At 42.7% G+C, this 25,945-nt stretch carries 28 protein-coding genes and 1 pseudogene; 15 read left to right on the forward strand and 14 right to left on the reverse strand.

The window, feature by feature from the left end; all coding sequences use genetic code 11:
* Genes ACJMKR_RS00420 through ACJMKR_RS00430 form a run of 3 tightly spaced genes read left to right on the forward strand, consistent with a single transcriptional unit; the run spans position 1 to position 2,818 of the window.
* The gene (locus tag ACJMKR_RS00420) at positions 1 to 540 is read left to right on the forward strand and encodes a shikimate kinase (protein WP_423063301.1); all 540 of its coding nucleotides are present in this window, start codon (positions 1 to 3) and stop codon (positions 538 to 540) included.
* Positions 537 to 1,634, forward strand: coding sequence for a 3-dehydroquinate synthase (gene aroB, locus ACJMKR_RS00425; RefSeq protein ID WP_423063302.1), 1,098 nt, complete (start codon positions 537 to 539; stop codon positions 1,632 to 1,634). Before ACJMKR_RS00420 ends, aroB begins: the two co-directional genes overlap by 4 nt.
* Positions 1,601 to 2,818, forward strand: coding sequence for an AAA family ATPase (locus ACJMKR_RS00430; RefSeq protein WP_423063303.1), 1,218 nt, complete (start codon positions 1,601 to 1,603; stop codon positions 2,816 to 2,818). The genes aroB and ACJMKR_RS00430 overlap by 34 nt, the downstream gene beginning before the upstream one ends.
* Here the strand turns inward: ACJMKR_RS00430 and ACJMKR_RS00435 are convergent.
* Complete coding sequence (locus tag ACJMKR_RS00435) at positions 2,815 to 4,068, reverse strand: MFS transporter (RefSeq protein WP_423063304.1); 1,254 nt, start codon at positions 4,066 to 4,068, stop codon at positions 2,815 to 2,817. The two genes, ACJMKR_RS00430 and ACJMKR_RS00435, sit on opposite strands and share 4 nt — an antisense overlap.
* A 259-nt stretch (positions 4,069 to 4,327) precedes the next feature.
* Between ACJMKR_RS00435 and ACJMKR_RS00440 the strand changes: the two genes are divergently transcribed.
* From ACJMKR_RS00440 to aroE, 3 genes are read left to right on the forward strand one after another with little or no spacing between them, the layout of a single operon-like run.
* A complete protein-coding gene (locus ACJMKR_RS00440; protein WP_423063305.1) occupies positions 4,328 to 4,918 on the forward strand; it encodes a hypothetical protein in 591 nt (196 codons plus the stop codon).
* Positions 4,919 to 4,926: 8 nt separating this feature from the next.
* Complete coding sequence (dacB, locus tag ACJMKR_RS00445) at positions 4,927 to 6,387, forward strand: D-alanyl-D-alanine carboxypeptidase/D-alanyl-D-alanine endopeptidase (protein ID WP_423063306.1); 1,461 nt, start codon at positions 4,927 to 4,929, stop codon at positions 6,385 to 6,387.
* Entirely contained in the window at positions 6,380 to 7,198 is an 819-nt protein-coding gene (gene aroE, locus ACJMKR_RS00450) for a shikimate dehydrogenase (RefSeq protein ID WP_423063307.1), read from the forward strand. Before dacB ends, aroE begins: the two co-directional genes overlap by 8 nt.
* Positions 7,199 to 7,711: 513 nt before the next feature.
* On the opposite strand, the gene ACJMKR_RS00455 is transcribed toward aroE, so the two are convergent.
* Positions 7,712 to 8,965 (reverse strand): inorganic phosphate transporter, encoded by a 1,254-nt coding sequence (locus ACJMKR_RS00455; protein WP_423064256.1) that lies wholly within the window; start codon positions 8,963 to 8,965, stop codon positions 7,712 to 7,714.
* Between the two features lie 60 nt (positions 8,966 to 9,025).
* On the opposite strand from ACJMKR_RS00455, the gene ACJMKR_RS00460 reads away from it, so the two are divergent.
* The gene (locus ACJMKR_RS00460; RefSeq protein ID WP_423063308.1) at positions 9,026 to 9,910 is read left to right on the forward strand and encodes a nucleoside phosphorylase; all 885 of its coding nucleotides are present in this window, start codon (positions 9,026 to 9,028) and stop codon (positions 9,908 to 9,910) included.
* On the opposite strand, the gene deoC is transcribed toward ACJMKR_RS00460, so the two are convergent.
* Both deoC and ACJMKR_RS00470 read right to left on the reverse strand, forming a co-directional pair.
* Positions 9,887 to 10,615 carry a deoxyribose-phosphate aldolase gene (gene deoC, locus ACJMKR_RS00465; protein WP_423063309.1) on the reverse strand — a complete coding sequence of 243 codons (729 nt, stop codon included), beginning with the start codon at positions 10,613 to 10,615 and terminating at the stop codon, positions 9,887 to 9,889. The two genes, ACJMKR_RS00460 and deoC, sit on opposite strands and share 24 nt — an antisense overlap.
* A 3-nt stretch (positions 10,616 to 10,618) precedes the next feature.
* Positions 10,619 to 11,365 (reverse strand): purine-nucleoside phosphorylase, encoded by a 747-nt coding sequence (locus tag ACJMKR_RS00470; protein WP_423063310.1) that lies wholly within the window; start codon positions 11,363 to 11,365, stop codon positions 10,619 to 10,621.
* Positions 11,366 to 11,473: 108 nt separating this feature from the next.
* Here ACJMKR_RS00470 and ACJMKR_RS00475 point away from each other — a divergent pair.
* Together ACJMKR_RS00475 and ACJMKR_RS00480 are read left to right on the forward strand one after the other, a co-directional pair.
* Positions 11,474 to 12,224: pseudogene (locus tag ACJMKR_RS00475) on the forward strand (IS1 family transposase).
* A gap of 74 nt (positions 12,225 to 12,298) precedes the next feature.
* Positions 12,299 to 13,594, forward strand: coding sequence for a hypothetical protein (locus tag ACJMKR_RS00480; protein ID WP_423063311.1), 1,296 nt, complete (start codon positions 12,299 to 12,301; stop codon positions 13,592 to 13,594).
* Positions 13,595 to 13,629: 35 nt separating this feature from the next.
* Here the strand turns inward: ACJMKR_RS00480 and hemL are convergent, their stop codons facing one another.
* The gene (gene hemL / locus ACJMKR_RS00485) at positions 13,630 to 14,940 is read right to left on the reverse strand and encodes a glutamate-1-semialdehyde 2,1-aminomutase (protein ID WP_423063312.1); all 1,311 of its coding nucleotides are present in this window, start codon (positions 14,938 to 14,940) and stop codon (positions 13,630 to 13,632) included.
* A gap of 11 nt (positions 14,941 to 14,951) precedes the next feature.
* On the opposite strand from hemL, the gene ACJMKR_RS00490 reads away from it, so the two are divergent.
* Positions 14,952 to 15,122: a rubredoxin gene (locus tag ACJMKR_RS00490; RefSeq protein ID WP_423063313.1), complete on the forward strand. Its 171-nt coding sequence runs from the start codon at positions 14,952 to 14,954 to the stop codon at positions 15,120 to 15,122.
* A 157-nt stretch (positions 15,123 to 15,279) separates the two neighbouring features.
* Here the strand turns inward: ACJMKR_RS00490 and hemJ are convergent, their stop codons facing one another.
* Entirely contained in the window at positions 15,280 to 15,699 is a 420-nt protein-coding gene (gene hemJ / locus ACJMKR_RS00495) for a protoporphyrinogen oxidase HemJ (protein WP_423063314.1), read from the reverse strand.
* Between the two features lie 140 nt (positions 15,700 to 15,839).
* Here hemJ and erpA point away from each other — a divergent pair, with 140 nt between their 5' ends.
* Positions 15,840 to 16,232, forward strand: a complete 393-nt coding sequence (gene erpA / locus ACJMKR_RS00500; protein WP_423063315.1) for an iron-sulfur cluster insertion protein ErpA — start codon at positions 15,840 to 15,842, stop codon at positions 16,230 to 16,232.
* 19 nt (positions 16,233 to 16,251) lie between these two features.
* Positions 16,252 to 17,217, forward strand: a complete 966-nt coding sequence (locus ACJMKR_RS00505; protein ID WP_423063316.1) for a DMT family transporter — start codon at positions 16,252 to 16,254, stop codon at positions 17,215 to 17,217.
* Between the two features lie 32 nt (positions 17,218 to 17,249).
* Here ACJMKR_RS00505 and ACJMKR_RS00510 read toward each other — a convergent pair whose 3' ends face one another.
* The 5 genes from ACJMKR_RS00510 to gshA all read right to left on the reverse strand — a co-directional run bounded on the left by ACJMKR_RS00510 (position 17,250) and on the right by gshA (position 22,313).
* Positions 17,250 to 17,768: a mechanosensitive ion channel family protein gene (locus ACJMKR_RS00510; protein WP_423063317.1), complete on the reverse strand. Its 519-nt coding sequence runs from the start codon at positions 17,766 to 17,768 to the stop codon at positions 17,250 to 17,252.
* Positions 17,769 to 18,121: 353 nt separating this feature from the next.
* Positions 18,122 to 18,880, reverse strand: a complete 759-nt coding sequence (locus ACJMKR_RS00515) for a class I SAM-dependent methyltransferase (protein WP_423063318.1) — start codon at positions 18,878 to 18,880, stop codon at positions 18,122 to 18,124.
* Positions 18,870 to 20,021: an ATP-binding protein gene (locus ACJMKR_RS00520; protein ID WP_423063319.1), complete on the reverse strand. Its 1,152-nt coding sequence runs from the start codon at positions 20,019 to 20,021 to the stop codon at positions 18,870 to 18,872. Before ACJMKR_RS00520 ends, ACJMKR_RS00515 begins: the two co-directional genes overlap by 11 nt.
* Positions 20,022 to 20,121: 100 nt before the next feature.
* Positions 20,122 to 21,069: a glutathione synthase gene (gene gshB / locus ACJMKR_RS00525; RefSeq protein WP_423063320.1), complete on the reverse strand. Its 948-nt coding sequence runs from the start codon at positions 21,067 to 21,069 to the stop codon at positions 20,122 to 20,124.
* Positions 21,066 to 22,313, reverse strand: a complete 1,248-nt coding sequence (gshA, locus tag ACJMKR_RS00530; protein WP_423063321.1) for a glutamate--cysteine ligase — start codon at positions 22,311 to 22,313, stop codon at positions 21,066 to 21,068. The genes gshB and gshA overlap by 4 nt, the downstream gene beginning before the upstream one ends.
* 58 nt (positions 22,314 to 22,371) lie before the next feature.
* Between gshA and djlA the strand changes: the two genes are divergently transcribed.
* The 3 genes from djlA to ACJMKR_RS00545 are packed head-to-tail and all read left to right on the forward strand — an operon-like array spanning position 22,372 to position 24,435.
* The gene (djlA, locus tag ACJMKR_RS00535; RefSeq protein ID WP_423063322.1) at positions 22,372 to 23,178 is read left to right on the forward strand and encodes a co-chaperone DjlA; all 807 of its coding nucleotides are present in this window, start codon (positions 22,372 to 22,374) and stop codon (positions 23,176 to 23,178) included.
* Between the two features lie 13 nt (positions 23,179 to 23,191).
* Entirely contained in the window at positions 23,192 to 23,857 is a 666-nt protein-coding gene (gene rpe / locus ACJMKR_RS00540) for a ribulose-phosphate 3-epimerase (RefSeq protein WP_423063323.1), read from the forward strand.
* The gene (locus ACJMKR_RS00545; RefSeq protein ID WP_423063324.1) at positions 23,854 to 24,435 is read left to right on the forward strand and encodes an anthranilate synthase component II; all 582 of its coding nucleotides are present in this window, start codon (positions 23,854 to 23,856) and stop codon (positions 24,433 to 24,435) included. The genes rpe and ACJMKR_RS00545 overlap by 4 nt, the downstream gene beginning before the upstream one ends.
* A gap of 149 nt (positions 24,436 to 24,584) precedes the next feature.
* Here the strand turns inward: ACJMKR_RS00545 and coq7 are convergent, their stop codons facing one another.
* Genes coq7 through ACJMKR_RS00560 form a run of 3 tightly spaced genes read right to left on the reverse strand, consistent with a single transcriptional unit; the run spans position 24,585 to position 25,876 of the window.
* On the reverse strand, positions 24,585 to 25,226 hold the full coding sequence (gene coq7, locus ACJMKR_RS00550) for a 2-polyprenyl-3-methyl-6-methoxy-1,4-benzoquinone monooxygenase (protein ID WP_423063325.1): 642 nt from the start codon (positions 25,224 to 25,226) through the stop codon (positions 24,585 to 24,587).
* Between the two features lie 15 nt (positions 25,227 to 25,241).
* Entirely contained in the window at positions 25,242 to 25,643 is a 402-nt protein-coding gene (locus ACJMKR_RS00555) for a type II toxin-antitoxin system VapC family toxin (RefSeq protein ID WP_423063326.1), read from the reverse strand.
* Positions 25,640 to 25,876, reverse strand: coding sequence for a ribbon-helix-helix domain-containing protein (locus tag ACJMKR_RS00560; protein WP_423063327.1), 237 nt, complete (start codon positions 25,874 to 25,876; stop codon positions 25,640 to 25,642). The genes ACJMKR_RS00555 and ACJMKR_RS00560 overlap by 4 nt, the downstream gene beginning before the upstream one ends.
* Positions 25,877 to 25,945: the final 69 nt, after the last annotated feature.

The raw sequence follows: 25,945 nt of genomic DNA on the forward strand, positions 1-25,945 counted from the left end.
ATGAAAAAGAATCTGAATAATATTTATTTAATTGGCCCCATGGGTTCAGGAAAAACCAGTGTCGGAAAATGTTTAGCGACTCTGTCCCACACAAATCTATACGACTCTGATGAAGAGATCGAAAAGGCCACTGGAGTCGATATCCCTTGGATTTTTGAGCAAGAAGGTGAAAAGGGCTTTCGCAAACGCGAAGCCGAGATGATTAAAAAGCTGACGCACCTCAAGAATATTATTTTATCTACAGGCGGCGGAGTCATTATGACAGAGAGCAATCGAAGGCAGCTCGCTGAAAATGGTGTCGTCGTTTATTTGCAAGTCTCCGTCGATACACAACTAAAACGCACAGCGCGTAAAAAGGAATCGCGACCGATGCTGAGGAAACACAATTCAAAAGAAAAATTGAATCAATTGAATGAAATTCGTCATTCGTTGTACACTGAAATTGCTGATTTAGTCTATAATGCTAATGTATTAACACCAATGTCATTAGCCGAACAAATATTGAAAGACATTGATAAACTAAAACAAAACGACCAATGAAAACAAAAAAAGTCATCGTAAAACTCAAAGAACGCTCTTATCCAATTTACATTGGGCAGGGTTTATTATCCGATCCTGAACTATTTCGTGAGCATGTGCCAAGCACACAAGTCATGATTGTCACCAATGAAACAGTGGCAGCACTTTACTTGTCTTCAATAAAAAAAATATTTAGTGACAGACAATGTGACTCTGTCATTTTACCGGATGGCGAAGCCTATAAAACAATAGAGCAATGGCATCACATTTTGGATACGTTAGCTAAAAACCACTATCATCGCGATGCTACACTCATTGCTCTCGGTGGCGGTGTTGTCGGCGACACAGCAGGATTTGCCGCTGCCTGTTATCAGCGAGGCATTCCTTTTATTCAAGTGCCTACAACATTACTGTCACAGGTGGATTCATCGATTGGCGGGAAAACGTCGGTCAATCACCCCTCGGGAAAAAATTTAATTGGCGCGTTTCATCAACCCAAAGCTGTTTTTATCGATGTCACCACACTCAATACCTTGCCAGAAAGAGAATTCAACGCCGGCATCGCCGAAATTATAAAAGCAGCTCTCATCAAAGATGCGAAATTTTTTAAGTTGTTAGAGTCAAACATGCCGAGGTTACTGCGAAAAGATCCCGATGCTCTTATCCCTATCATACAACGAGCCTGCGAAATCAAGCGTGACATTGTGATGGCCGATGAAAAAGAAACGGCGGGTGTACGCGAACTTTTAAATCTCGGTCATACGTTTGGTCATGCCATCGAAAAATCCCTGGGATATGGCGAATGGCTCCACGGCGAGGCTGTATCAGCCGGTTTAGTGCTAGCCGCAACCTTATCGCAACATAAAGGATGGATCAAAGCGGAAGACGTTGACCGCCTCATTCAATTACTACACAGCATACCGTTGCCCACTCAGTTACCAAACCAGGTAAAATATGATACCTTATTGCCAGCGATGATGATGGATAAAAAGGTACTAGCAAATCGATTACGCTTGGTTTTACTGAAGAATATAGGTCATGCCATCGTAACCGATGAAGTGACAGAGGAAGAAATAAAAGGATGTATTCATTCACGCAACGCGTCCAACAACTAGAGTCATTAAAACGATTTTTAGACAATAACCAACCGTTAATGCTCGTAGTCGGCGAAGAGGGCACCGGTAAAACTAATTTGATTAGCCAGTTGGTTGCGGACATTCAAATTAAACAGCGTGTCATTCGGTTACAAGGCGATGTAAATTTAGTACCCGCACAATTAACGCAATTATTATCGCACCATGGCGAAATCACTATTGATCAACATGCCGAAGGTTACCAACGCCAACTCGATCAAATCATTCAAGAGCTCGCCACGCACAATCAAGCGTGTGTCCTGATTGTTGATGATGCAGAATACTTACCCATTGCTACATTAGCGGCACTGTCACATTTAAGCATCAAACAAGATAGCCACAGTATCCATCTTCATGTCATTTTATCTGGAAAGCCCAAGCTGCTTGAAAAAATGAGTACATTGCAAACGAATCCACGGCATATCCAACTAGAACCATTATCATACGAAGAGACTTTTCACGATATTCAACGTTGTCTGAATGCTTTATCAAAGGAAAAAATCGAACCGCCACCGGAAAACATCATTCACAAAATCCATAAAGAATCGAAAGGTGCTCCCGCTGCTGTTCAACACATGACAAGGGAATGGCTGAAACAACAGACGCAATCCATCACCCTAGAGAAAACTCAACAAAAACCACTAGAACCGATCATTGATAAAGTTTTATGGCAGAAACACTGGGTAAAAGGAGTTTCACTATGCCTGTTGCTAGTCGTTGGCTTTGTGATGTGGTATCACAAGGAACATAACCGACTGCCATTCATGCATCCGCAATCATTTCAACACCAAGCACTAGGGCCAGTCAGCCTGACAAATGATGTGCGCTATGTGTCGGCAGAGAGAGAACCCAAACCCATTGCTGCTGCTCCTATGCCTATAACCCCACCTAATAAAGTGGAACCAAAAAAAGCTGCTTCACAACCCGCTTTCACTTTACAATTAATGGGAGGCCGCCATTTAAATGCGCTCGAACAATTTGTCGCAAAACATAATTTACAAAAAGCGACACATATCATGACGACGATTTACCAAGGCCAAGCTTGGTATATTATTACATACGGTGAATTCCAAACAGTGACTGAAGCCAATAATGCGCGCAAACAACTACCGGCCGCAATACAAAAATTACATCCCTGGGTGCGATCAACATCAACGATTCGTTAATTGTTCTTCGATGACAGCGCATTATCCAAAGCATCGCTATTAAATCGTGCACGGTAATACCACAATAAAAATGCAGCCAGCAATGAAAATACCACATTGAATGCGTAATAGTAACTTATTGACACAAAATGGCTTGTCAACGAAACCAATAAATACATAATAAGAACCAATAAGCCGCTGATGCTGTTAAACACCGATTGTACGCGTGCTTGAAAGTCAATGTGTGTGACATTTTGCGCTTGGGTCACTATCAGCGGCCAAACAGACAACCCAAATCCAAGACAAAAATATAATATGCCTGCTATTAAAATATCTCTGTTTATACTGAACAACGAAAAACAAAGCGCCAATACTAAACACATTGCAACTATGCTACGAACAAATCCAAAGCGCTTTGCAATCCATGGAATGCAGATACCACCGGTTACCACACCGACTGATAAAGCCGCGTCGATTTGACCAAATTCACTGACATTTGTGTGCAATATATTTTTGGCGAATGGTACTAGCAACACAGGAGATGTCATAAACCCCACTAAAATTAATATTTGCACGCAATAAATAATCAGTAGCTTCGAGTTATTTCCGAGATAATTTAACCCCAATTTAAAGTCATTTATTAATTGCACCGTAATTGGCTCATTCGATCGCTCTTTTGTTTTCTGTACTTTTATACGCACCATAAAGAGTGCAAACGTACAAAAAATAAAGATGATGCCATTAATTAAAATCGCTGTGGACGCAGAAGAAATGGCAATGATGAGGCCTGCGCTACCCATCCCCAACACATTCCCTGTTTCATAGGCAATATCAATCGTAGAGTTACCATACAATAAATCCTCTGGCTCTATGATTTCACGAATCAACGCGATCGCTGCGGGTAAATACACGGTAAAACAAACACCGAGCATAGCCATCAGCGCATAAATGAGGGTAGCGGATAGGTGATAGTGCAGATAAATCCCGAAGGCTATCAAAATGATTGCGCGAAGGCCGTTGGAAAATATCATTATCCATTTTCGTGAATAGCGATCAGCAACAACTCCCAACAGTGGCCCAAATAGCACCATGGGCACCCAAAAGGACAACATTAAGATGGCGACAGCAGACACTGAGTTATCGGCTTGTAAAATAAGCCAACTCATTACTACGTAGCTAAGCCCCCCACCAAATGTCGATAGTAAACAGCTAATTGCATACCAACGAAATGAAGGGTGGTGGACCAGGAGTTGTAGTCGTCTACCAAGCATTGCAGCACACCATCTAGGCTCACTTTTTCACAGAAAAAGCCGATCTTTCTATCACAATGATAGATCATCGGCAAGTGTTTTTTGTAACGTAGCGCGCCTCTGGAAATTATTTCTAACGTTATAAAACATTTTATCGATTTCAATTCCTTGCCAATACGAGAAGGGACTCGTGTTTTCGAGTCGCGCCCTAGAGATTTCCATAAGCTATGATTGACAATATTAGAACGATCTAGTAGCGTTTGATCAGAGGGAGGATCTCATGACGAAAACTCACCCTGCGTCAGAGACGACAAACGAATCAACCAAGCCATCACCTAGTAGCAAACGTCGTAAAGCACGGCTTGTTATTAGTTTAATTATGCTCGCCTTAGCTTTTGTAAGCCTTATTATTATGGGCTTACATAAAGCCTATTGGGTATTCACCTGTATTATGGCCGGTGTGGATGCAGTGCTTTCTATTTGGCTGGTGTGGTACGTTCGACGAAATCGAAATGATGGGCCTACATTCCCGGGCAATCTTTGGCACATGATTTTGCATTGGATTGGGCTCGTTGCCGTTATGTATTTAATCGCCGTGTTTATCAATCGCGGTGTCATTTCACATACTGAAGCCGGTTTATTTGCATTGCTTGTGTTAGCGTTAACATTATATTTAGCCGGAATTTACACAGACACCACTTTCATGCTGATTGGATTCGTACTAGCATTAATAGCAGCGGGAGCTATTCTAATATCGGCCTATTTATGGCTCGTCATGATTCCTGTCATTGTCATCGTTGCTTTAATTATTTTTGTGATCGTGACGCGCGATAAACGCAAAGCGATTGAGGATGAGAATAACTCGGAATGATGGGACCCATGAGATTAATTCGTACTACTATTATTTTATTCTTAATGTCTCTGCCTTTATTCAGTTTTGCTGCAACTAAAACTCATCGACCTCCCATCACCCTAGAAGAAAACCTACATCATATACTGAGTAAAGCCAACGACGTAAAACCCAATGTTAATTATGGTGTCGTCATACGCGATGCACAAACAGGTAAGATACTCTATAGTCGACAGCCTTATCATCTATATGCCCCTGCCAGTGTACAAAAACTATTTACGGCTATAGCGGCTTTAAGCTATCTAGGTTCTGATTTCCATTTCTCCACAAAGTTATTAACGCAGAGCCAAATAAAAGATCATACGCTGCAAGGTGATCTCACCGTTAAATTCAGTGGTGACCCTGAATTCAAGACAGCAGATTTAAACAAGTTATTCGCTAAGCTTAAAGATTTAGGTATTAATCGCATTCACGGGCACGTCTACATTGATAGCACCGATTATGGCCCAGTTCCTTATGCACCGGGCTGGATGTGGGACGATTTAAGTTATAGTTATGCGGCCCCCTTGAGTGCTATTATCATTAATCGAAACAAGTTCTTACTACAGTTCATCCCCGCAAAGAAGCGTCAAGTGAGGCCTAAAATATACCCCATTCTGCCGTCGGGCATAGTTACCATTGACAATAACGTTACAACAACATCAAAATTCATTAAGAAATGTCCGTTAACTATTTATAGCGATGTGCATAATCATTATCGTTTAGCCGGTTGTCTCAATCGTGATTGGGGACAGCAAAGACGCACACTCGCGATTCGTGATCCTGATGTTTATGGCAAGGTTCTCGTCGAACAGGCTCTCCAAGATAATAATATTGGTTACACGGGTCGAGTTACATTTCACAAAGCGCCCGCCGAAGCCGTTGTGTTAGCCGAACATCAATCACCACCGCTACGTAAGATGCTGAAAGAAATGCTTAAGCATTCGGATAATTTGACTGCCGACTCATTATTGAAAAAAATAGGGCAAGTCTATTACAAAGAACAAGGCACCTGGCAAAATGGTTTGAACGCATTAAAGAAAATACTAAAACCGACGGGCATTGATTTCAAACATAGTTTACTTAACGACGGCGCTGGCTTATCGCGCTACAATCTTGTCACCCCACAACAACTGACAAAATTGTTGTATTATGCTTATCACAACCCCAACATCAAATCGGCTTTAATTCCTGCACTTCCGATCGGCGGCATCGATGGCACCCTTATTGGCCGAATGAACCCAATTTCTGACGGCCGTCACGTCCACGCTAAAACGGGATCCATGACGGGCGTGACAACTTTATCTGGATACATTTATACACACCACCATGGCGTTTTAATCTTCGCCGTCATGATGAATGGCTTTGTCGGGAAAGACAGGCCTTTACTCCACGTCGAAGATCGCATGTGTGATTTCCTGACGCATTACAAAGACAAGCACCATGGATAAATATGCAATTTTTGGTAATCCTGTCGAACACAGTTTATCACCTATCATTCATGAAATTTTTGCTGAACAAGCCCATCAAAAGCTTGAATATATCCGTATAAAACCTCCTCTCGATGGATTTGAACCCGCTCTTCAAGAATTTATCAAAGCAGGCGGCAATGGTTGCAATGTTACTTTTCCATTTAAAGGACAGGCGTTTAATGCTGCCGATCAATGCAGCAATACTGCAAGCGATGCAGAAGCGGCAAGTTGTTTGCTCATCAGAAAAAATGGAACGATCTTTGCGGATAATTATGACGGCACGGGGCTGGTGGAAGATCTCACACACAATTATGAATTTCCGTTATCCCAAAAAAAAATCTTAATTATCGGCAGTGGTGGCGCTACGCGTGGTATTCTCGGGCCGTTACTCGATATGGCACCGTCTAGAATTATTATCGCCAATCGTACTCCACAAAAGGCGATGGATCTTGCTGAACGATATAAATTAAGAGGCTATGTCACCGGTATCGGATTCGATGACATTGAAGTTACACCATACGATTTAATTATTCATGCCACAACTGCGGGTCATCAAGGTAATTTAGTAACTTTACCGGAGGGTATCATTGGCCATCGAACTTGCTGTTACGATTTATCTTATGGCAAGGCGGCTGAACCCTTTTTACAGTGGGCAAAAAAAATAGGTGCGGCGCAATGTATTGATGGATTAGGCATGTTAGTCGAACATAATGCGGCGGTTTTTTATTTATGGCGCAATATTTATCCTGATACGAAACCCGTTATTGAGTTTTTACGGCATCACACTTGAGATCCGTGTCTTCAATTGAAATGTTATTTAATTAGTTAGAAATAGCTTTCTACAGTTGCCCTTGAGATTATCTCATGAATTTATTAAACTCTGCTCCTTATTTTTTTCTCGTCACGCAATACTTCATAATTTAATACCCCTTTCGTGAGAAATATCTCATTTCAACGTAAGCATTAATTGCTATCTACTTACGGAAAATACTCAGCCAATTCCTAAAATATCAATACAATTAATTGAAAAATAGCGCCTTTTTATTTGTTCCTTAGTGGCCCCTAAATGTCAAAACACCGTAGTATTTTTCAAGTCCTTGTCCTAGTCAGCGATCATGATAGATTAGACGCAACGTTAAGGGATTAGCTCGGATCTGCTTCCGGAATGAGGCCAACATGGAATCTGTTAAAGGAAGGTTTGTCTCATAGGATGAGCAAGGTCTAGGGATAGAACCTCTTGGTAGGGATCACCAGCCTTGGGGGTGGCTATAACAGCCACCCCTTTTTTTTGCCTAAGAAAAAATCAAGACAGAATTGCTTTAAGAATATGATAATAAACTATCGAAAATACAGCACCGGCAGGCAATGTAATAATCCACGACATAAAAATATTTCGAATCACCGATAAATTTAATGCGCCGATTCCGCGTGCAAAGCCTACACCCAACACAGCACCCACTAAGGTTTGCGTTGTTGAAACTGGCAGACCAATGCCAGATGCAATCACAACGGTGCTCGCGGTTGCCAACTGTGCTGCAAAACCTCGGCTCGGAGTTAATTGCGTAATGTCCGTACCCACCGTCGCGATGACTTTATAACCATACATCGCCAGTCCACTCACAATACCCGCGGCGCCTAATAACATTATCCAAAAGGGGATCCGTGAAGTGGCTAACACCGCACCGCCACCTTTTACAATACCGACAACCGCGGATAAAGGTCCAATCGCATTAGCGACGTCATTAGAGCCGTGTGCAAATGCCATAGCGCAAGCTGTGAAAATCATTAATACACCAAATATTTTTTCTAATTTACCAAAATCAGTACCACCCGATGTATTATTCTCAACAGGCACACGCTTCAATAATAAAACACCCATTAATGCAATCAGTAAACTTGCTGCAATAGCGATTAAAACACTCTCCCAGGTTGTGAAATGCAAACCTAAATGTTTTAAACCATTTAAGAGTGTGACAAGCGCAATCACCACGGCAACTAAAAAAATATAACCTGGAATGTAACGTTTTGCATTTTTGATCGGCGTTTGACTGTCAAATATCAACCATTGCACACTGCGGAACAACAAAAAGGCAACCACAGCAGCAATAATCGGAGTCACAACCCAACTCAATGCAATGTTGATAATTTGATGCCAATAAATGGCCTTCATCCCTAATACAATAACTCCAAAACCAATCACTGCACCAACAATGCTGTGTGTGGTTGAGACCGGCCAACCAAATGAGGTAGCAACAATCAACCATGTTCCTGCGGCTAATAAAGAAGCCAACATGCCGTACACGAGTAATTGAGGGGAATGCGAGAACATGGTGGCATCGATGATTTTGCCGCGAATGGTTTCAGTCACCTGGCCACCCGCTAACAGTGATCCCAACGCCTCGAAAACAGCGGCGATAATAATTGCCTGAAAAATAGTTAATGCTCTTGAGCCGACCGAGGTGCCCATCGCGTTGGCAACATCGTTTGCCCCCACACCCCACGCCATAAAAAAACCAAAGATTCCAGCAAGAATTATATAAAGTTGGCCATGTTCCATGATCATGGTGCTAAAATAGCATGGGCCTCTAATGCAAACAAGCCTGAAAGAGATGACAACATGAAAATATCCAAAACGGATTTACTCCTCAATGCAGATGGCAGCATTTATCACCTAAATTTATTACCCGGTGAACTCGCTGAAACAATTTTACTTGTCGGCGACCCTGCCAGAGCCAAATTAGTGTCCCAACATTTTGATGCTTTAGAAATCCAAAAACAAAAACGTGAATTTATTGTGCATACCGGCACAATAGGTAAACAGCGTATTTCAGTCATTGGCACGGGTATCGGAGCCTGCAACATTGAAATCGTGATAACCGAAGCTGATGCCTTATTTAATATTGATTTTTCTACACGCACGGCGAAAACCGATTTGACACAACTGCGATTTATACGATTAGGAACTTCCGGTGCGCTGCAAAAAAATATTCCCGTGGATAGTTTTCTCGTTTCCGATTATGCTGTAGCGTTTGATGGCTTACTAAATTATTATCAACTTTCGTATAATGAAAATGAAAACCGTTTACTTCAAGCCATTCATCAACATTTTTCAGATTTTTCAATGTTACCGCTTCCTTATGTCGCACAGGCTTCTGACGCGCTGCATTCATTGTTTAACGACACCACATGTCATCACGGCATTACTTTAACCGCCAACGGCTTTTATGGGCCACAATATCGGCACATTCGTCTTCCTCTCATCGCCAATAATGTCATCGACTGTGCGCGTGAATTTCAGCACAACGGCATGTTGATTACTAATTTTGAAATGGAAACGGCAGCTATCTTTGGGCTCAGTACTTTAATGGGCCACCAGTGTTGTTCGCTGAACACTATCGTCGCGAATCGATTTACGGATACAGTGAGTCGCGATCCCGCAAAAACGATTCAAACGATGATTGAAATGGGATTGGAAAAGTTAACTCAATATATCCTGCAATAAACTGCTCGCGCCAAATCGCATTTTTTTGGCTGAAATCCAAGCTTTACCCATAATATTTTCGGCTAAGCTTAAATATTCCGTAGCTTGCTCTACGGTGCGAACTCCACCGGCCGCCTTGAAGCCAACGGGCTCACCAGATTTTTTAATCACGTTTAAAATGATTTCTGCGGCTTGTGGTGAGGCACCCGGATTAATTTTTCCGGTAGAGGTTTTTATAAAATCGGCCTTGGCACGGATTGCAATTTCGCACGCGCCTGCGATTAACTCATGATAGATTAACGCGCCTGTTTCTAAAATAACTTTCATCACTATATCCGGGCCCATGATTCCGCGACAAGCTTGTAAAAATTCAAGCACATCATCAGTTTGACCTCTCATATAGGCTTCATAAGGCATCACTACATCAATTTCATCGGCGCCATCCTGAATCACACGCTTTATTTGCGTAACGCAATCCGACAAAGTTTCATTACCATTTGGAAAATTGACGACCGTCGCAATTTTAATAGAAGTTCCCACCAATAAATTTTTTGCTTGTCCCACAAATTTAGGATAAATACAAACAGCAGCCACTTCACCAAAAGGAGTTGAGGCTTGTTGACACAGTTTCTCGATAGATTTAGGCGTGTCATCATCATTTAGATTGGTGAGATCCAACAGTGGAATGAGCTGTTTCGCAATTACTTGTTTATAGGGTGAGTTCATACTTTACGCTATTTTCTCAATACAACTTAAAATTAATTGGATTAAATTTTCTTGAGCCAACTTCGCACCACGAAGAGTTTCATCGTGGGTCACTTGGCATTCGGACATCCCTGCCGCCAAATTCGTAACCGCGGAAATAACCGCGACGCGCATATCGCAATGTCGTGCAATGATAACTTCGGGCACCGTCGACATACCAACTAAGTCACCACCCAATGTGCGAAATGCTTGTATTTCTGCGGGCGTTTCAAACGACGGGCCCAACACCGCAACGTAAATACCTTCTGTGAGTTCAATATTTAAAGATTTAGCGATCTCCAATAGTTCACGACGCAGTTGTGGATCGTATGCGTCTTCTAAACTCACAAATCGTCCGCCGAATTCTTCGTCATTGGGGCCTACTAACGGATTGTTAAATTGAAAATTGATATGATCCTTCAGCACCACTAAACTACCCGGACCCACTTCTTGGCGCATAGAGCCAGCGGCATTCGTCGGTAACCAGATTTCAGTGCCCAACAATTTCATTGTGCGTACCAAGGTTTTTATAGCGTTATTATCGATACCTTCATAAAAATGAGCGCGTCCCTTCAAACAAGCGACCGGCACTCCTTTTAAATATCCGAGATGCATTTCACCAGCATGACCTTCGACTTTAGGCGCGTGAAACCCGGGCAATTCGGCATAAGGTATAACCGTTGCATGCTCGATATGGTCCGCCAATACACCGAGTCCCGATCCTGTGACCATCGTGAGTTTGGGTTTAAAATTAGGAATGCGTTTTTGGGTAGTGCCTCATTTTTGTTGATGTGATATATTTTGCTATTTCAGAAAATCATTAGGATAAGGATTGCATGAATGGCAAGAATCAATGTTGCTTGCTCCTGCTGCTGTTTACATGAGGTTGTAAAATTTGGCGTCAGCAGTACAGGAAAGCAAAGGTTTCAATGTAAAAATAATGCTTGTGAGAAAAATACATTTCTTCTAGATTACACACATAATGCTCGTGCCCCTGGTGTTAAAGATAAAATAGTTGATATGGCAATGAATGGTAGTGGCGTCAGAGATACTGCACGCGTTTTACGTATTAGCATTAACACTGTTATTGGTGAATTAAAAAAAGGGTGAAGGTTTGGAGAGCGTCAATACACGACTTTTAAAGGAAAAAGAATCACTTGGTGCGTCTGTTACTGTTAATGTTGTACAAGTTGAAGAAGCGGAGCTGGATGAAATGTGGAGTTTTGTTCGAAATAAACAGAATCAACGTTGGCTTTGGCATGCGATTGATCACCATACACATGAGGTGTTAGCTTATCATTTTGGTCCAAGAAAAGATTCAGCATTTAAAGCACTGAAAGAAAAACTGAGCTCATTTGATATCAACTTTTACTATACAGATGATTGGGGTGCTTATGAAAGACACCTGCCTCAATCAAAACATTTGGTGGGAAAGCAAAATACCCAAGCGATTGAACGAAAGCATCTCACGTTGCGCACACGAATAAAGCGATTAGCGAGAAAGACGATTTGCTTTTCTAAACTGGATAAATTGCACGACATTGTCATCGGATTATTTATCAATAGGCACGAGTTTGGGAGGGTTATTTAGATGCCATCAACAAAAATGAGGCACCACCAAATAAAGCATTATCGCCTGAAGAATTGAAGGAAGCTCAATCCATAATGCGTATATCAACTAAGTGGGAGGAGGATCTACTAGGACTGGACTTAATCGCAAAAATGAATCCCAATGGGTCGGAGGCTCCAAATTTTACTGAAGAAGACGTTTATAAATTAAAACTACTGCTTCACTTGGAAAGCAAAATTGAAGAATATAAACAACAGTTCGCAGGCTGGTGGAATGATTTTGGGTTTAACGCATACATACACAAACTTCGACAGTCAGGCACACAACTATCGGCCGAATTATTCTCTTATGTTGCAGAAGAGTGGAGATTAAATCTAAAGTGCTGTGATCAATCACCTGACGGTCGACAGTCGCATTATGATCTACGTTCTGGATACAATGCTCCAACATTCGCAGTTTTGCGCACTCAGACAGTCGATGGCGAGAGTAAGCGAACGGGGCATTATAGTGCTTGCTTGCCTTCCTCAGTGTTTAAGGCATTTAATCAGCTTGTTAAGAAATCTAAACAAAAGTTAGTGCCACTTACTGATACCAAGCCTTTTATCGATCCTGCCCCGCCGTATGGTGTAGTAAAAAAACAGGATCAAAATAATGATTCAGGTAGTGATGACGATGACGAAGAATTTCTTGACTGTTTGGATGAGAACTTATTTGTTGCTGAATCTGAAACACAACGGCAGCAACAGCAACCTAAAGACCGCTTTATAAGATTAAGTGAAGGTAGTATTCCTCAAAATCCTACCCCATTAGCAGTGTCAAAACAGAGTCCTCAACCGGCAAGAAAAAATCCTAGTTCTGGCTCTCCCGCATCTAGTTTTAGTAACGGCTCAGGGGTGTTCAAACCAATGGATTTTAAAATAGTTGGGGCTCTACCTAATCCTAATAAGGATGAATCAGGGGCGCGTCTTAATAAACCATATAAAGATAAACCATGTAAAGTTACGAAGGATGATGTGACTATGTGGGTCCGGCATCCTAGCCCTAATCAGCTAGAAATTAGGGCTCGTCAATGCGAAAACAGAAAAGCAACACCTGAGCAAATTTTTAAAGCAATGGCTGCTCAATTTTTGGAGGAGCTTCTTAAAAGGCACGGTAAAAATGATGTATCAGAATTATCTCCTGAACAAAAAACTTTCTGCATCGAGCTTATTCAGCCAGATACTGAAGACTCACGTGAATGCTTTGAGGAAGCATGTAAAGATCTAGACCTAATCCCAGTTTTTGCTTCTGACAGTAGTGCTCCTAAAGAAAAAAAACAAAACGGCTTAAAAGAAATTTTACAAAATATAGGGCAACAAACACCACGGGGACCAGCACCAGCAGGAGGATAAACAACCCAGTGCCAAATATCCGGTTATAGTCGTGATTATGGCAGCTCGCTTAATACCCGCTCGAGGGTGTTTAACGTCGTGGTAATTTCTTTTTCTTGATGCGCGCTCGATACAAAACCTGCCTCAAATGCCGATGGGGCGAGATAAATTCCTGCATTTAGCATCGCATGGAAGAACTGCTTAAATCGTTCAGCATTGCCATTCATCACCTGTTCGTAACGAGTGATTTTTTCTGCGTCACTAAAAAATAAACCAAACAACCCACAGGTATGATTTGCAACGAAGGGAATGCTTGTAGCATGCGCGCGTTGTAATATGCCATCGACTAATTGCGTGGTTTTTGCGTGTAATTCGTTATAAAAATTTGGCGCTTGAATTTCTTTTAGAGTCGCAAGTCCGGCTGTCATCGCCACGGGATTGCCCGATAAAGTGCCAGCCTGATAAACGGGCCCGCACGGTGAAACTTGTTCCATGATTTCTTTTCGTCCGCCATAAGCTCCCACCGGCATACCACCGCCAATAATTTTGCCTAATGCGGTTAAATCGGGACGGATATTATAAAGCTGTTGCGCGCCACCGAGCGCCACACGAAAACCGGTAATAACTTCATCAAAAATGAGTAAACTGTGATACTGATCGCAAATGTCGCGAAGCCCTTCCAAAAATCCTGGTGCGGGTAAAACCAGATTCATATTCCCGGCGATGGGCTCGACAATAATGGCGGCGATAGTATGACCGTGTTTTTCAAACAAAGCGCTGACAGAATCTAGATCGTTGTAAGTTGCGACTAACGTATCTTGGGTGGCTCCTTCGGGGACGCCCGGTGAACTGGGTGTGCCAAACGTTAATAATCCGGAGCCGCTTTTTACCAACATGCTATCGGCGTGGCCGTGATAACAACCCTCAAACTTAACAATTTTATCGCGACCCGTGGCACCGCGCGCTAAACGAATCGCACTCATTGTGGCTTCGGTGCCGGAATTGACCATGCGAACTTTTTCGATGCTTGGCATGAGTTTGCAAATTTCTGCCGCCAATTTAACTTCGGCCGCCGATGGCGCGCCAAAGCTTAAGCCCTGTTCGATGGCTGTTTGCACGGCAGCTAAAACGGCGGGATGAGCATGCCCAAGCACCATCGGCCCCCAAGAGCCGACGTAATCGATATAACGATGACCATCTTCATCCATTAGGTAGGCGCCTTTTGCCGACTGAATGAAAGGCGGCGTGCCGCCAACCGCGCCAAAGGCCCGAACTGGCGAATTAACGCCCCCGGGGATATAATGCTGGGCTTTATTAAAAAGTTCGTCGGATCGAGAGGTCCGGATTTTTTCATCAATTTGAGTCATGGTTGCGTATTATGCCATATAAAAAATACATGTGTCTGCTCTGTGGGTTTATCTACGACGAAGAAAAAGGTTGGCCGGATGATGGAATTGAGCCCGGCACCCGCTGGGACGACGTCCCCGAGGATTGGCTTTGCCCCGAGTGTGGTGCCATGAAGTCTGATTTTGAGATGGTTGAGATTTAATCAAAAAGTTCCCGATGGGAGCTGCTTTCGTTGTCTTTAAACTGAGGAATTTCAATTGCGCCAGAGGGGACGGGTGTTTGTTTGTACTTAGCGGCTATGGAGAGCGACTTCCGACAAACAAACACCCGTGCCGTCTCAGCCAGCAATTGAAATGGAATTACGGCTTCACGATCGCTAAAATCACAATGACGATCAACAACACGGTTGGGATTTCATTGAAGAATCTAAAAAATGTGCTGGAGTAGCGATTGCGGTTGTGTTTGAAGTCGTGGAGTAGCTTGCCGCAGTAGAGATGATAAATCCACAAAATCAGCACAAATATGAGCTTGATGTGCATCCATATCAACGACATGTAAACGGGTAAATTTAAAAATAATAACCAAAATCCAAACACCGTCGTTAAAATGCCAGCCGGTGTCATGATGTAATAAAATAATTTTTTTTCCATCACCTTGAATCGCTCGATGCCGATTTCATCGGTGCTTTGAGCGTGATACACAAAAAGGCGGGGCAAATAAAATAAGCCCGCAAACCAAGCGACCATAAAGATAATATGAAATGACAAAATCCATAGCATGCGGCTATGATAAAGGAGAGCTGTTAGCTTGTACAAGCGTAAAAGGCATTTCTTGAGTTGAAAAACAGCAATCCTGACCTCAGCTAGCAAGCAATTGAAGTCTTTGACCTAAGCCCCGGAAAGTTGGATAATAACTGCCCATGACAGAACCACAACTACAAATTGCTCTCAACTTCACCGACGCCGCAGCCCGCAAGGTAAAGGGCCTGATCGATGAGGAAGAGAACCCCAAACTGAACCTACGCGTGTTTATCACGGGTGGGGGGTGCTCTGGCTTTCAGTACGGCTTCACGTTTGATGAGACGATCAACCCCGATGACCTCGTGATCGAAAAAGCGTTGGATGATGAGGGTGGTGAAGGCAGTGAAGGCGGCGGCATCGCGCTGGTGAAGTTGCTGGTCGATCCGCTCAGCTTACAGTATCTTCAAGGTGCTGAAATCGATTATCGGGAAGACATCAACGGCGCTCAATTTGTAATTCGCAATCCTAATGCTAAAACCACCTGTGGCTGCGGCGCTTCATTTTCTGCCTAGTTAAAAAGGGAATGTTATTTTGATTGAGCACGAAAGCCCTTACAGCCGTCAGACATTAATGATTTTATTAGTGCTGATGGTTTTTTTCTGGGGGCTCAATTGGCCATTCATGAAATTAGCCATTCCACACATTTCCGCGTGGTTTTATGTGTTTTTGCGTATGCTGCTTGGTATGATTACGGTCGGCATTTATTTAGTTGCGACGAAACAATTTGAATGGCCATCGCGTCGTGTGCTCCCATTAATTATTGGTGTTGGTTTGTTACAAATGACAGTTTGTAATGTGTTGATGGTGGGCAGCTTAAAATATATCGAAGCGAGTCGAGGCGTTATTTTGTCGTACAGCACACCGTTATGGGTTGCGCCAGCGGCTATTTTGTTTTTTAAAGAAAAATTTAATGGCGCAAAAATTCTCGGCATAGTGTTGGGATTTGTCGGGATTTTATTATTATTTAACCCCTTAACGTTTAGTTGGCACAACCATCCCGCCCTCATTGCGAGCGCGTTATTGTTGTTAGCATCAGCGACATGGGCAGCGAGCATTGTTTTGATGCGCGAGTATCGAACAGGGTTTCCGACAATTTGTTTGACGTTTTGGCAGTTTTTAGTTCCAGTTATTATATTCGCTATTCCGGTGTTTCGGCACAACCACGCCGTCATAACCGCAACACAATGGAGTTGGGAGCTAGTCGGTTTAGTTTTATATGGGGGTGTGATCGCTACCGGTTTTTGTTTTGTCATTGTGATTATGATTAGCAAATATGTACCCAGCACCACGACATCATTAACTTTGCTCGGTGTTCCTGTTGCCGGCATGGTGTTATCCGCGCTAATTTTGCATGAAATGATTGGCATCAATAAGGTGGCTGCCATGTTGGGTGTGATTGTGGGAATTATTTTAGTGTTGTATGCCGACAAGAAGCTGATGGGCGATAGTGTTGTGAGCAAGGTTGCCAGAGAGCATCGCCTTGAGCGTAGTGAGTGAGTTTCAGTGAGTTGCAGGCAAATTGGAATTCATTAATCCTGCACAATAACGGTATTCGTGAGCACCGTTGAGTTTGGCACCATGATGTGCTTGCCCTCTGATTGCAGGACCGTGTAGCGCAAATTAATTTCAGTCACCCTGCCATTTTCATTAGTGACACCGATGGTGTCGCCGATCCTGAAGGGTTCATAATATAAAATGATGAATCCTGCTAACGTATTCGATAAAGAATCTTTTAATGCAAAACCGACAGCAAAACTCGCCAAGCCAAGTCCAGTCACAAGCGCCAAAACATTAATGCCCATTGTCTCGAGTGCGGTGATAATCCCGATAATGATGATGACAACGTAAGCGACCTTAGCTAAGAGCGCGAATAAGTAACGACGACTCATTGTGTGGTTGGATAAGCGACTTATGATCGACCTCACAATTAACGCAATTATCCAAGCGACGATGAAAACGATAACGCCGGTGATAATCCTCGGCAGCGCTGCGATAACCTGTTGGTGTGCAGTCGAGATGAATCCTTTGATGTGGTTAACTTTGTCCATATTTTGTGATTACAGCATATTTTTTCGTGGATGTAAAAAATTAAGTAACTACATGTTTGACTGTATTTCGGAGCGTCATACCAACCCTGTGGCGTCATTTCGAGTAACGCGAGAAATCTCAACCGTGCAGTATTGTATTGTGGTTGAGCGCCTTGAATTTCAATTGCTTGGCTCACGAGGCTGGGGTTACTGTTTTTCGGGAATCGCCGTCCTTGGCTGCTAAGTACTTCCATGGTACTTACGCCCGCAAAACAGTAACACCAACCCCTCTGCCGCAATTGAAATACCGCTCGATAGTGGATGACTCAACGTAACCTCGTCATCCCGGAAATTTTGCATCAGGATGTACAAAATTAACTCTTTAAATAGACATCGAAACGGCTACTTTTTCCTTGAAAGACAAGGTCAGGTTCGCAGCCTTGAATAGTTGGTGCTAATCGTGAGCGTTTTACAACAACACGTTTTTTTGCTTTTGTGATCGCTAACGATAGTAACGCTGCAGCATCCTCATCCTCACCGACCACGTGGCGTAACACACGCATTTCTTTTTTGACAAGCGCTGATTTTTTTCGAGTGGGAAACATGGGGTCGATATAAATAACATCGGGTAGGTTTTTTAAATTTTTTAAAAAATGTATTGCATCATCTTCGATTAATTTTAACGTTAATGTTTTAAACCACTCTTCTTCTTTTGCGCGTTTTAAACCATCTTGTAGTAATGCAGCAATTATGGGGTTGCGTTCGATCATGGTGACTTTGCAGCCTAAATTAGCTAACACAAAGGCATCGCGCCCTAAACCCGCAGTGACATCTAAAACAGACAGTTGTTTTTTAGGTTGTATGCCGATGGCTTTTGCGATTAATTGTCCGCGTCCGCCGCCAAACTGACGTCGGTGTGCTAGCGTTCCCGATAAAAAATCCACGTAAACAGGTCCGGGTGATTTTGGTTCCGTTAATCGCAGTTCTAAACGTGTGTCGGTGACAACCAATAAAGTTGGGTAATCATGATTGTCGATAGCAACGAAAGGCAAGTTTAGTTTCAGTGCTAATCGTTTCGCCTTAGCAGAGCAATGTTTGTTTTGAGCGGCGATGGCAGTAATATTATTCTTCATAATTTAAGAGTCTGGGCAGGGATTTCACTGCTTCTGAGATAGGAATAATTTCGATATTATCAACATATTTTTTAAGCTTGCCAGAATAAATTAAATATAATTTGGCATTTGGATATTCTTTTTCGAAGAGTTTCAAATTTTTTAAATCTTTCTTATCAATGTAGTCTTTGCTTTTGACTTCAAAAGCAATTAAACCTTTTTCACCATAAGCAATAAAATCCACCTCTATGCCTTCTTGAGTTCTCCAGAAATATAGGTTGTAATCAAGCTGAAAGTAATCATTAATGGCTTTTAATTCTTGAAGGAAAAAACTTTCCATTGCAATACCATTGATTTCTTCAGGAACATCTAGGGGCCCCACAGGACGCAATGATCGATATACCCCAACATCAAAAAAATAAAATTTTGGATGTGTTACTAGTTTGCGTTTTGCTCTTTTAGTAAAAATAGTTAATCTGTGGCCAAGCAGCAGATCTTCTAGCAAATCGAAAAAATTACGAACGGTTTTAGGATCTTTGCCAATCTCCCTGGCAATGGCGGACGTGTTAAGTAAGGAGCCTTGTGAAAAACTGGCTGTTTCCAAGAAACGAGAAAAAATACCTAAATTACGAGTTAACCCTTCTTGTAAAACTTCTTCACGCAAATAAGTTTTAACATACGTTTTTAAATATAGTGCTGGGTCAGGTTCACTTGGAATGGAGGGGAGTTGACCGTAATGAATGGCTCTATTGAGATCGAAATCTTCACCTAATTCTATGGCTGTTAATGGGTACATGGAATAATGTAAAGCGCGCCCCGCTAATAAATTTACACCGCGTCGCCTTAAGCTTCGAGCACTAGAGCCTGTTAAAATAAATTTGAAGCGGTAGCCTTCAATGAGTCGGTGAATCTCATTTAATAAACTCGGCAATTTCTGCACCTCATCTAAAATGACCCACCCTTTAAACTGGGGTGGTATAAGTTCTTCAAGATGCTTGGGATTGTTTTGCAGAGTCGTATAGATTTCGCTGTCTAGCAAATCCAGGTAAAGGGAGTTGCTGAAATTCGATCGAACCCAAGAAGTTTTGCCAGTTCCCCTTGGGCTAAAGAGGAAGAAGCTTTTTGGTGAGTCAGGAGATATTTTTAGCAATCTGGGATACATGTTCCCATTTTACCACTAAAAATAGGAATTGAAATCCCAAAAATAGGGGAAAAATAGGAATTGCGATCCCAAAAATGGGTAAAATGGCCGGGCTGCGAGGTTAGCCGACCTGATCTTCTATGAAATCCATCAAATCACCGGCGATGTTGAGGCCGAATTGGGCATCTAATTCACGGGCCCCCGTTGGGCTCGTGACATTGATTTCGGTGAGGTAGTCCCCGATCACATCCAGCCCCACAAACCACAGTCCCTTATCACGGAGTGTTGGGCCTACTTGTTCGCAAATCCATTGGTCATGATCGGTGAGTTCGCGTCCCTCGCCTTTTGCGCCCATCGCTAAGTTACCCCGAAAATCGCCCGCCGCCGGGATTCGTGCTAACGCATAAGGCACAGGCTCACCATTGATTACAATAATGCGCTTGTCGCCGTCTTTAATGTCGGGAATGAATCGTTGCGCCATCACGAGCTGCCGGCCGTCTTGCGTCATCGTTTCGATGATTACCGGCAAGTTAGAGTCGTTAGCTTTCACATGAAAAATTGAGCGACCGGCCATGCCGCCTAAAGGTTTTATGATAATGTCATGTTCATTGTGTGCAAATTCTTTGATTAGTTCAGGTTGGGATGTCACTAATGTTTTAGGGCAACATTGGGGAAACCACGCGGCGTACATTTTTTCATTGGCATCGCGTAAGCTCGATGGTTTATTTAATACGAATAATCCATTTGCTTCTGCGTGTTCTAATAAATACGTTAAATAAATGTATTCCATGTTGAACGGCGGGTCTTTTCGCATTAATAAAACATCGAGTTCGGTGAGTGGCTGCTCGATTATTTCATCTAACTCAAACCAATGTGATGCATCGTCTGTCACATGAAGAGGCCGCATTCGTCCCCAGGTTAATCCATCTTGCAACCAAATATCGGTGGGTTCTAGGTAATAAATTTCCATGTTGCGCGCTTGTGCTTCTAAAAGCATAGCAAAGGTCGTATCTTTTTTAATATTGATGGAAGCGATGGGGTCCATTAACACGCCGAGTTTTAATGTCACACAGTTTCTCCTTCAAATGCAGTTAATTCCCGTGCAGACGCAAGACAGGCTAAACGAGAAATGACGCCGTAAACATAAAATCGATTTTTTGCTTGAGAGTTCTCGCGACAAGGCGTATTGCAAGGCTCATCAAAGGCGAGTGGAATGAAATCCATGCCGGGTGCATTTAAGTTTTCATTTGGCCCGCGATTTTTATGAATACGGTAAAATCCACCGATGACATGTCGTCCAAATGAATAGAGCACTGGCTCTGCAACGGCATTATCTTTGCTCGCAGTTTCAAAAGTGTAAACGCCCTCTTGCACGATAGCTTTGGTAACCGCGACACCACCTTTTGAGGTTGACATGCGTGTGCGTTGTTTGCGATTAAGTTCGCGCAGTTCATTGGGGTCTTGGATCATCATCACCGCCATGCCGTAAGTCCCCGCGTCGGCCTTCACGACTAAAAATGGTTTTTGATCGATGTTGTATTCAGCGTATTTTTTTTTGATTTGATTGAGCAGACCTTCTGCGCGTGTTGCCAAGCACTCCTGTCCTTCTTTTTTCATGAAATCAACTTCAGGACAATGATCAAAGAGCGGGCTAATTAACCAGGGGTCGATATTGAGCACGTCAGTTGCAAACTCCGTTGCGACTTTTTCGTAGGCACTGAAATGTTCTGACTTCAGTCGGCGCGACCAGCCCAATAGCGGGGACGGCATGATCGTTTGTTTTAAATTCTTGAGTTTGTCGGGCACGCCACCGGATAGGTCATTATTTAAGATCATACAACACGGGAAAAAATCCGTAACCCCTACCTCATCGTTTTTACGCTGAAGAGGTTCGATCGTAATTTTGCGACCGGAAGGTAGTGTTTGTTCTAGAGGTTGGGTGAGTGATTCATCCATTGAGCCGATGCGAACTTGGAAACCCGCGGTGGTGAGGATTTCATGGAGCATACTTAAGTTCTCGAAATAAAACACATTTCGGGAATGGCTTTCTGGTATAATGAGCAATCGTGTGACTTCTGGACAAATCTCCGCTATAGTGGCTTGCACGGCCTGTATATACAAAGGCATAAGCGCAGGATTTAAGTTGTTGAAGCCAGCCGGGAATAAGTTGGTGTCAACGGGTGCTATTTTGAAACCTGCATTACGCAAGTCGACGGAGCTGTAAAAAGGCGGTGGTGTCTTGAGCCATTGTTGGCGCAACCAAGCTTCGATAGCGATTTGGTTGTCTAGAAATTTTTTTTCTTCTAAAGGCATACATTGGATCCTGAGTTAACTTGTTGTCATATTATCATATTAAACGTGTAACGAGACTATGAACTGGACTGGCAAAATCCTGGGTATGGTGATTGGTTTTATATTCGGCGGTCCCGTTGGTGTGGTCATTGGTTTGTTTCTCGGCCACCTCGTCGATCAAGGGTTTCTGCGAAAATTATTGAGTTCGGCCATCTATTCTCGGACGAATCAATCGAGAGTGCAAGGCGTATTTTTTAATGCGACATTCATGATGATGGGTTACGTGGCAAAATCGGACGGACGTGTGTCTGAAAATGAAATCCGAGCGGCGCGGCATGTCATGAATAATATGGGTTTGAGTGATAGCATGAAGCGCGAAGCCATTCGTTTGTTTACGGAAGGCAAGCAACCACATTTTAATCCGCATGACACGATCGCCCAGTTGAAACAAGTTTGTTTATTTCAACCGAATTTGTTGCGTATGTTTGTAGAAATACAAATACAAATGGCCTACGCAGATGGACGAACCATCAGTGATCGCAAGCGCCAGGTATTAGAGAGCATGTGCCAACAATTGGGCGTGGCTGGATTTAATTTCAATCAATATGAACAACGGTATCGAGCAGAGCAAAATTACCAACGGTATCGACAGGCTCCTCGGCAAGATCCCAAACGATATATCAACGATGCTTATGAAGTGTTAGGCGTTGCACCTACATCAACTGATGCGGAAATTAAGAAAGCCTATCGACGCTTGATGAGTCAGCATCATCCTGATAAATTGATGTCAAAAGGCTTGCCGCCTGAAATGATTAAAATGGCCACGCAAAAAACGCAACAAATTAAAAGTGCGTATGAGCAGATCCGAAAAGCGAGAGCAATTTAAACGGAGTTCAACCATGCACAAAAATATTATTTCTGCCTCTATTCTTGCCGCTGATTTTGCACATTTAGGTGATGAAGCTAAAGATGCCTTAGATGCGGGCGCCGATTATATTCATTTTGATGTGATGGATCATCATTTTGTTCCCAATTTAAGTTTTGGTGCCGTAATTTGTCAATCGCTGCGAAAAGCAGGCATTACTGCACCCATTGACGTGCATTTAATGGTTGAGCATCCTGAAGCGTATATCAAGCCGTTTGCCGATGCGGGCGCGACGTTGTTAACCTTTCACCCTGAAACAGTGAAAAGTGTTGAAGAAACATTACATAAAATTCGTGATGTTGGCCTGAAAACAGGATTGGCGTTTAACCCAGAAAATCCATTGGATATCGATCCTGAAATTTTAAAAGAACTCGATTTGATTTTATTAATGTCTGTGAACCCCGGTTTTGCCGGGCAATCTTTTATAGCTGGTAGTTTAGATAAAATTGCTTCGACACGACAGCTTCTTAAAAAAATTAATAGCAAGGCGATGCTGGGCATTGATGGCGGGATTAAAACAGGCAACATTGGTGAAGTAGCAAAAGCGGGTGCTGATTTTTTTGTGGTGGGCTCGGGATTATTTCATGCCAAAAATTATGATGAAGAAATTGCAAAAATGCGCAAGCAATTATCATCATGATATTAATGATCGACAATTATGATTCCTTTACTTATAACTTAGTCCAGTATCTACAAGAACTCGGTGCAGAAGTATCCGTTTATTATAACGACCACATCACGTCGGCTGATATTGCTGAATTGAATCCGCAGCATATTATTTTATCGCCAGGTCCAGGGCGTCCTGAGCAGGCCGGTGTTACCTTAGAGGTTATTCAAAATTTTGCGGGTAAAGTTCCTATTCTGGGTGTTTGCTTAGGTCATCAAGCGATTGCGCAGACATTTGGTGCAAGTATTGTTGCGGCCGAAAAAGTCATGCATGGTAAAGTTTCAAAGATTTATCATGAGCAAAAAAGTATTTTTCGAGAGGTGTCTATTCCGTTTGAGGCCACACGCTATCATTCATTAATTGTCGATCGAAATACACTTTCAAGTGAGTTTGAAGTGACAGCGTGGACAAAGCAGTCAGATGGCAAGTTTCATGAGATCATGGCGATTGAGCATCGTGAGTATGCGTTAACCGGTGTGCAGTTTCATCCTGAGTCGATTTTAACAAAGCCAGGCCATCAGTTGCTGAGGAATTTTTTGCAGTTTGTTTAATAAGTATTTCGATTGCTATTAAGGCATATCCTTTACTAAAAGCAAGGGATACAGCTTCTTTAAATAGCAATTCAATTGCAGTCGACGACAAGAAATACGCCGCACAACTGACGCTCTGAAATAAAGTCCGTGTGTGCCTAGCGCAAATGTTAAATAAAATACGCTGTTGTGGTCATCACCTTGGCGTGAAGTGTCATTAATTTTTTGATGATGCTGGGTAGTTCTGCAGCGCCAGCTTTTTTGGCAGACTGCGCGTGTTGAATTTCGTCGGCCTTCATTTGTTCGACAATTTTTCGGCTTTTATTATCGTGCTTGGCTAATTTATTTAAGTGGCTTTCTAAATGTGCTTCTACTTGTTTTTCGGTTTCTTCGACAAAACCTAGGCTCCATTTGTCACCGGCCAAGCCGGCAATCATGCCCATTGCGAAAGAATTGCCATACCAAAATATATTTAAATAGCTGCGGTGACCGCCTAATTCTTTTAATCGGTCGTGGCACCAGGCTAAATGATCGGTTTCTTCAGCAGAGGCTTTTTCTAACATAGCTTGGGTTTTTTTGTTGTGTGCAGTAATTGCTTGCCCATTATAGAGAGCTTGGGCGCACACTTCGCCCGTGTGATTCACGCGCATGTAACCGATGCTTTGTTTTTTTTCGTCAGCAGTGAGTTTCGGTTCTTTTAAATCATTTGCAGGATTGGGACGGCCCGGTATTAAGTCGGAAAATAAAGTGGCAAGCCCATTATTGACTTGCATGATGATGTGATCGAGTGGTGAGTATTGGCGGTCATTCATAAAAGCAGTATAAACTTATTCGCGCCAGTTTTCGACTTGCAGACCCGTTAAGCGGTTAAATTCTTTTTCGTTGGCCGAGACCAATATTAAGTTATTGTTTAGTGCAGCGCCCGCAATGAGGATATCGTAATAGCCAATCGGATTGCCGCGTTGCCTTAAGTAAGCTCGTGCTTTTGCAGCTTGAATGGCATCGCCTGTGGTAAAGGGTAATGTGGTAGTGCAGTGAATAATGTCGTGTATAGGTTTTTCGATTTTTTTTGCGCGCTCTTTGTTATATGCGAGTCCGTATTCTATTTCCATCAGAGTGATGCTGGATATCATTATTTGTGATGGGGGCGTTTGTTTGAGGCGTATTAAAGTGTTGCGATTTCCCTTTATAAAGTCGCTGATCACGCAGGTGTCCAGTAAGTATTTCATTTAAATGGGTCCTCTTCGGGTGGCTTTAATATTTTTCGGTCTTCTTCAAGCGCTGTAAAATCGCTTACACCTGAAAACTTAAGCACGGACTCAGGCCACTCTGCAATACCGTGGAGGACAACCCATTCTTTAAGGGCCTCTCGTACGATGGAGTTTCGACTTTTGCCTAGTTTTTTAGCGAGGTGTTTGATCTCTTTTCCGAGGTCGTCTTCGATGTAAACGTTGAGGTTCATGATTCCGTCTCCAGATAAACATGGTGTATCATAACATGTTATAAATAATGCTTCAACTGTGAAGGGTTT

The organism is Candidiatus Paracoxiella cheracis (genome assembly GCF_049348705.1).
Taxonomy (GTDB): Bacteria; Pseudomonadota; Gammaproteobacteria; order Coxiellales; family Coxiellaceae; genus Paracoxiella; species Paracoxiella cheracis.

Bases quoted from the DNA above. Each gene is read 5' to 3' on its own strand.
- ACJMKR_RS00420 (WP_423063301.1), top strand. From the start codon at position 1: ATGAAAAAGAATCTGAATAATATTTATTTAATTGGCCCCATGGGTTCA.
- aroB (WP_423063302.1), top strand. From the start codon at position 537: ATGAAAACAAAAAAAGTCATCGTAAAACTCAAAGAACGCTCTTATCCA.
- ACJMKR_RS00430 (WP_423063303.1), top strand. From the start codon at position 1,601: ATGTATTCATTCACGCAACGCGTCCAACAACTAGAGTCATTAAAACGA.
- ACJMKR_RS00435 (WP_423063304.1), bottom strand. From the start codon at position 4,068: ATGCTTGGTAGACGACTACAACTCCTGGTCCACCACCCTTCATTTCGT.
- ACJMKR_RS00440 (WP_423063305.1), top strand. From the start codon at position 4,328: ATGACGAAAACTCACCCTGCGTCAGAGACGACAAACGAATCAACCAAG.
- dacB (WP_423063306.1), top strand. From the start codon at position 4,927: ATGAGATTAATTCGTACTACTATTATTTTATTCTTAATGTCTCTGCCT.
- aroE (WP_423063307.1), top strand. From the start codon at position 6,380: ATGGATAAATATGCAATTTTTGGTAATCCTGTCGAACACAGTTTATCA.
- ACJMKR_RS00455 (WP_423064256.1), bottom strand. From the start codon at position 8,965: ATGGAACATGGCCAACTTTATATAATTCTTGCTGGAATCTTTGGTTTT.
- ACJMKR_RS00460 (WP_423063308.1), top strand. From the start codon at position 9,026: ATGAAAATATCCAAAACGGATTTACTCCTCAATGCAGATGGCAGCATT.
- deoC (WP_423063309.1), bottom strand. From the start codon at position 10,615: ATGAACTCACCCTATAAACAAGTAATTGCGAAACAGCTCATTCCACTG.
- ACJMKR_RS00470 (WP_423063310.1), bottom strand. From the start codon at position 11,365: ATGGTCACAGGATCGGGACTCGGTGTATTGGCGGACCATATCGAGCAT.
- ACJMKR_RS00480 (WP_423063311.1), top strand. From the start codon at position 12,299: ATGCGTATATCAACTAAGTGGGAGGAGGATCTACTAGGACTGGACTTA.
- hemL (WP_423063312.1), bottom strand. From the start codon at position 14,940: ATGACTCAAATTGATGAAAAAATCCGGACCTCTCGATCCGACGAACTT.
- ACJMKR_RS00490 (WP_423063313.1), top strand. From the start codon at position 14,952: ATGCCATATAAAAAATACATGTGTCTGCTCTGTGGGTTTATCTACGAC.
- hemJ (WP_423063314.1), bottom strand. From the start codon at position 15,699: ATGCTATGGATTTTGTCATTTCATATTATCTTTATGGTCGCTTGGTTT.
- erpA (WP_423063315.1), top strand. From the start codon at position 15,840: ATGACAGAACCACAACTACAAATTGCTCTCAACTTCACCGACGCCGCA.
- ACJMKR_RS00510 (WP_423063317.1), bottom strand. From the start codon at position 17,768: ATGGACAAAGTTAACCACATCAAAGGATTCATCTCGACTGCACACCAA.
- ACJMKR_RS00515 (WP_423063318.1), bottom strand. From the start codon at position 18,880: ATGAAGAATAATATTACTGCCATCGCCGCTCAAAACAAACATTGCTCT.
- ACJMKR_RS00520 (WP_423063319.1), bottom strand. From the start codon at position 20,021: ATGTATCCCAGATTGCTAAAAATATCTCCTGACTCACCAAAAAGCTTC.
- gshA (WP_423063321.1), bottom strand. From the start codon at position 22,313: ATGCCTTTAGAAGAAAAAAAATTTCTAGACAACCAAATCGCTATCGAA.
- djlA (WP_423063322.1), top strand. From the start codon at position 22,372: ATGAACTGGACTGGCAAAATCCTGGGTATGGTGATTGGTTTTATATTC.
- rpe (WP_423063323.1), top strand. From the start codon at position 23,192: ATGCACAAAAATATTATTTCTGCCTCTATTCTTGCCGCTGATTTTGCA.
- ACJMKR_RS00545 (WP_423063324.1), top strand. From the start codon at position 23,854: ATGATATTAATGATCGACAATTATGATTCCTTTACTTATAACTTAGTC.
- coq7 (WP_423063325.1), bottom strand. From the start codon at position 25,226: ATGAATGACCGCCAATACTCACCACTCGATCACATCATCATGCAAGTC.
- ACJMKR_RS00555 (WP_423063326.1), bottom strand. From the start codon at position 25,643: ATGAAATACTTACTGGACACCTGCGTGATCAGCGACTTTATAAAGGGA.
- ACJMKR_RS00560 (WP_423063327.1), bottom strand. From the start codon at position 25,876: ATGAACCTCAACGTTTACATCGAAGACGACCTCGGAAAAGAGATCAAA.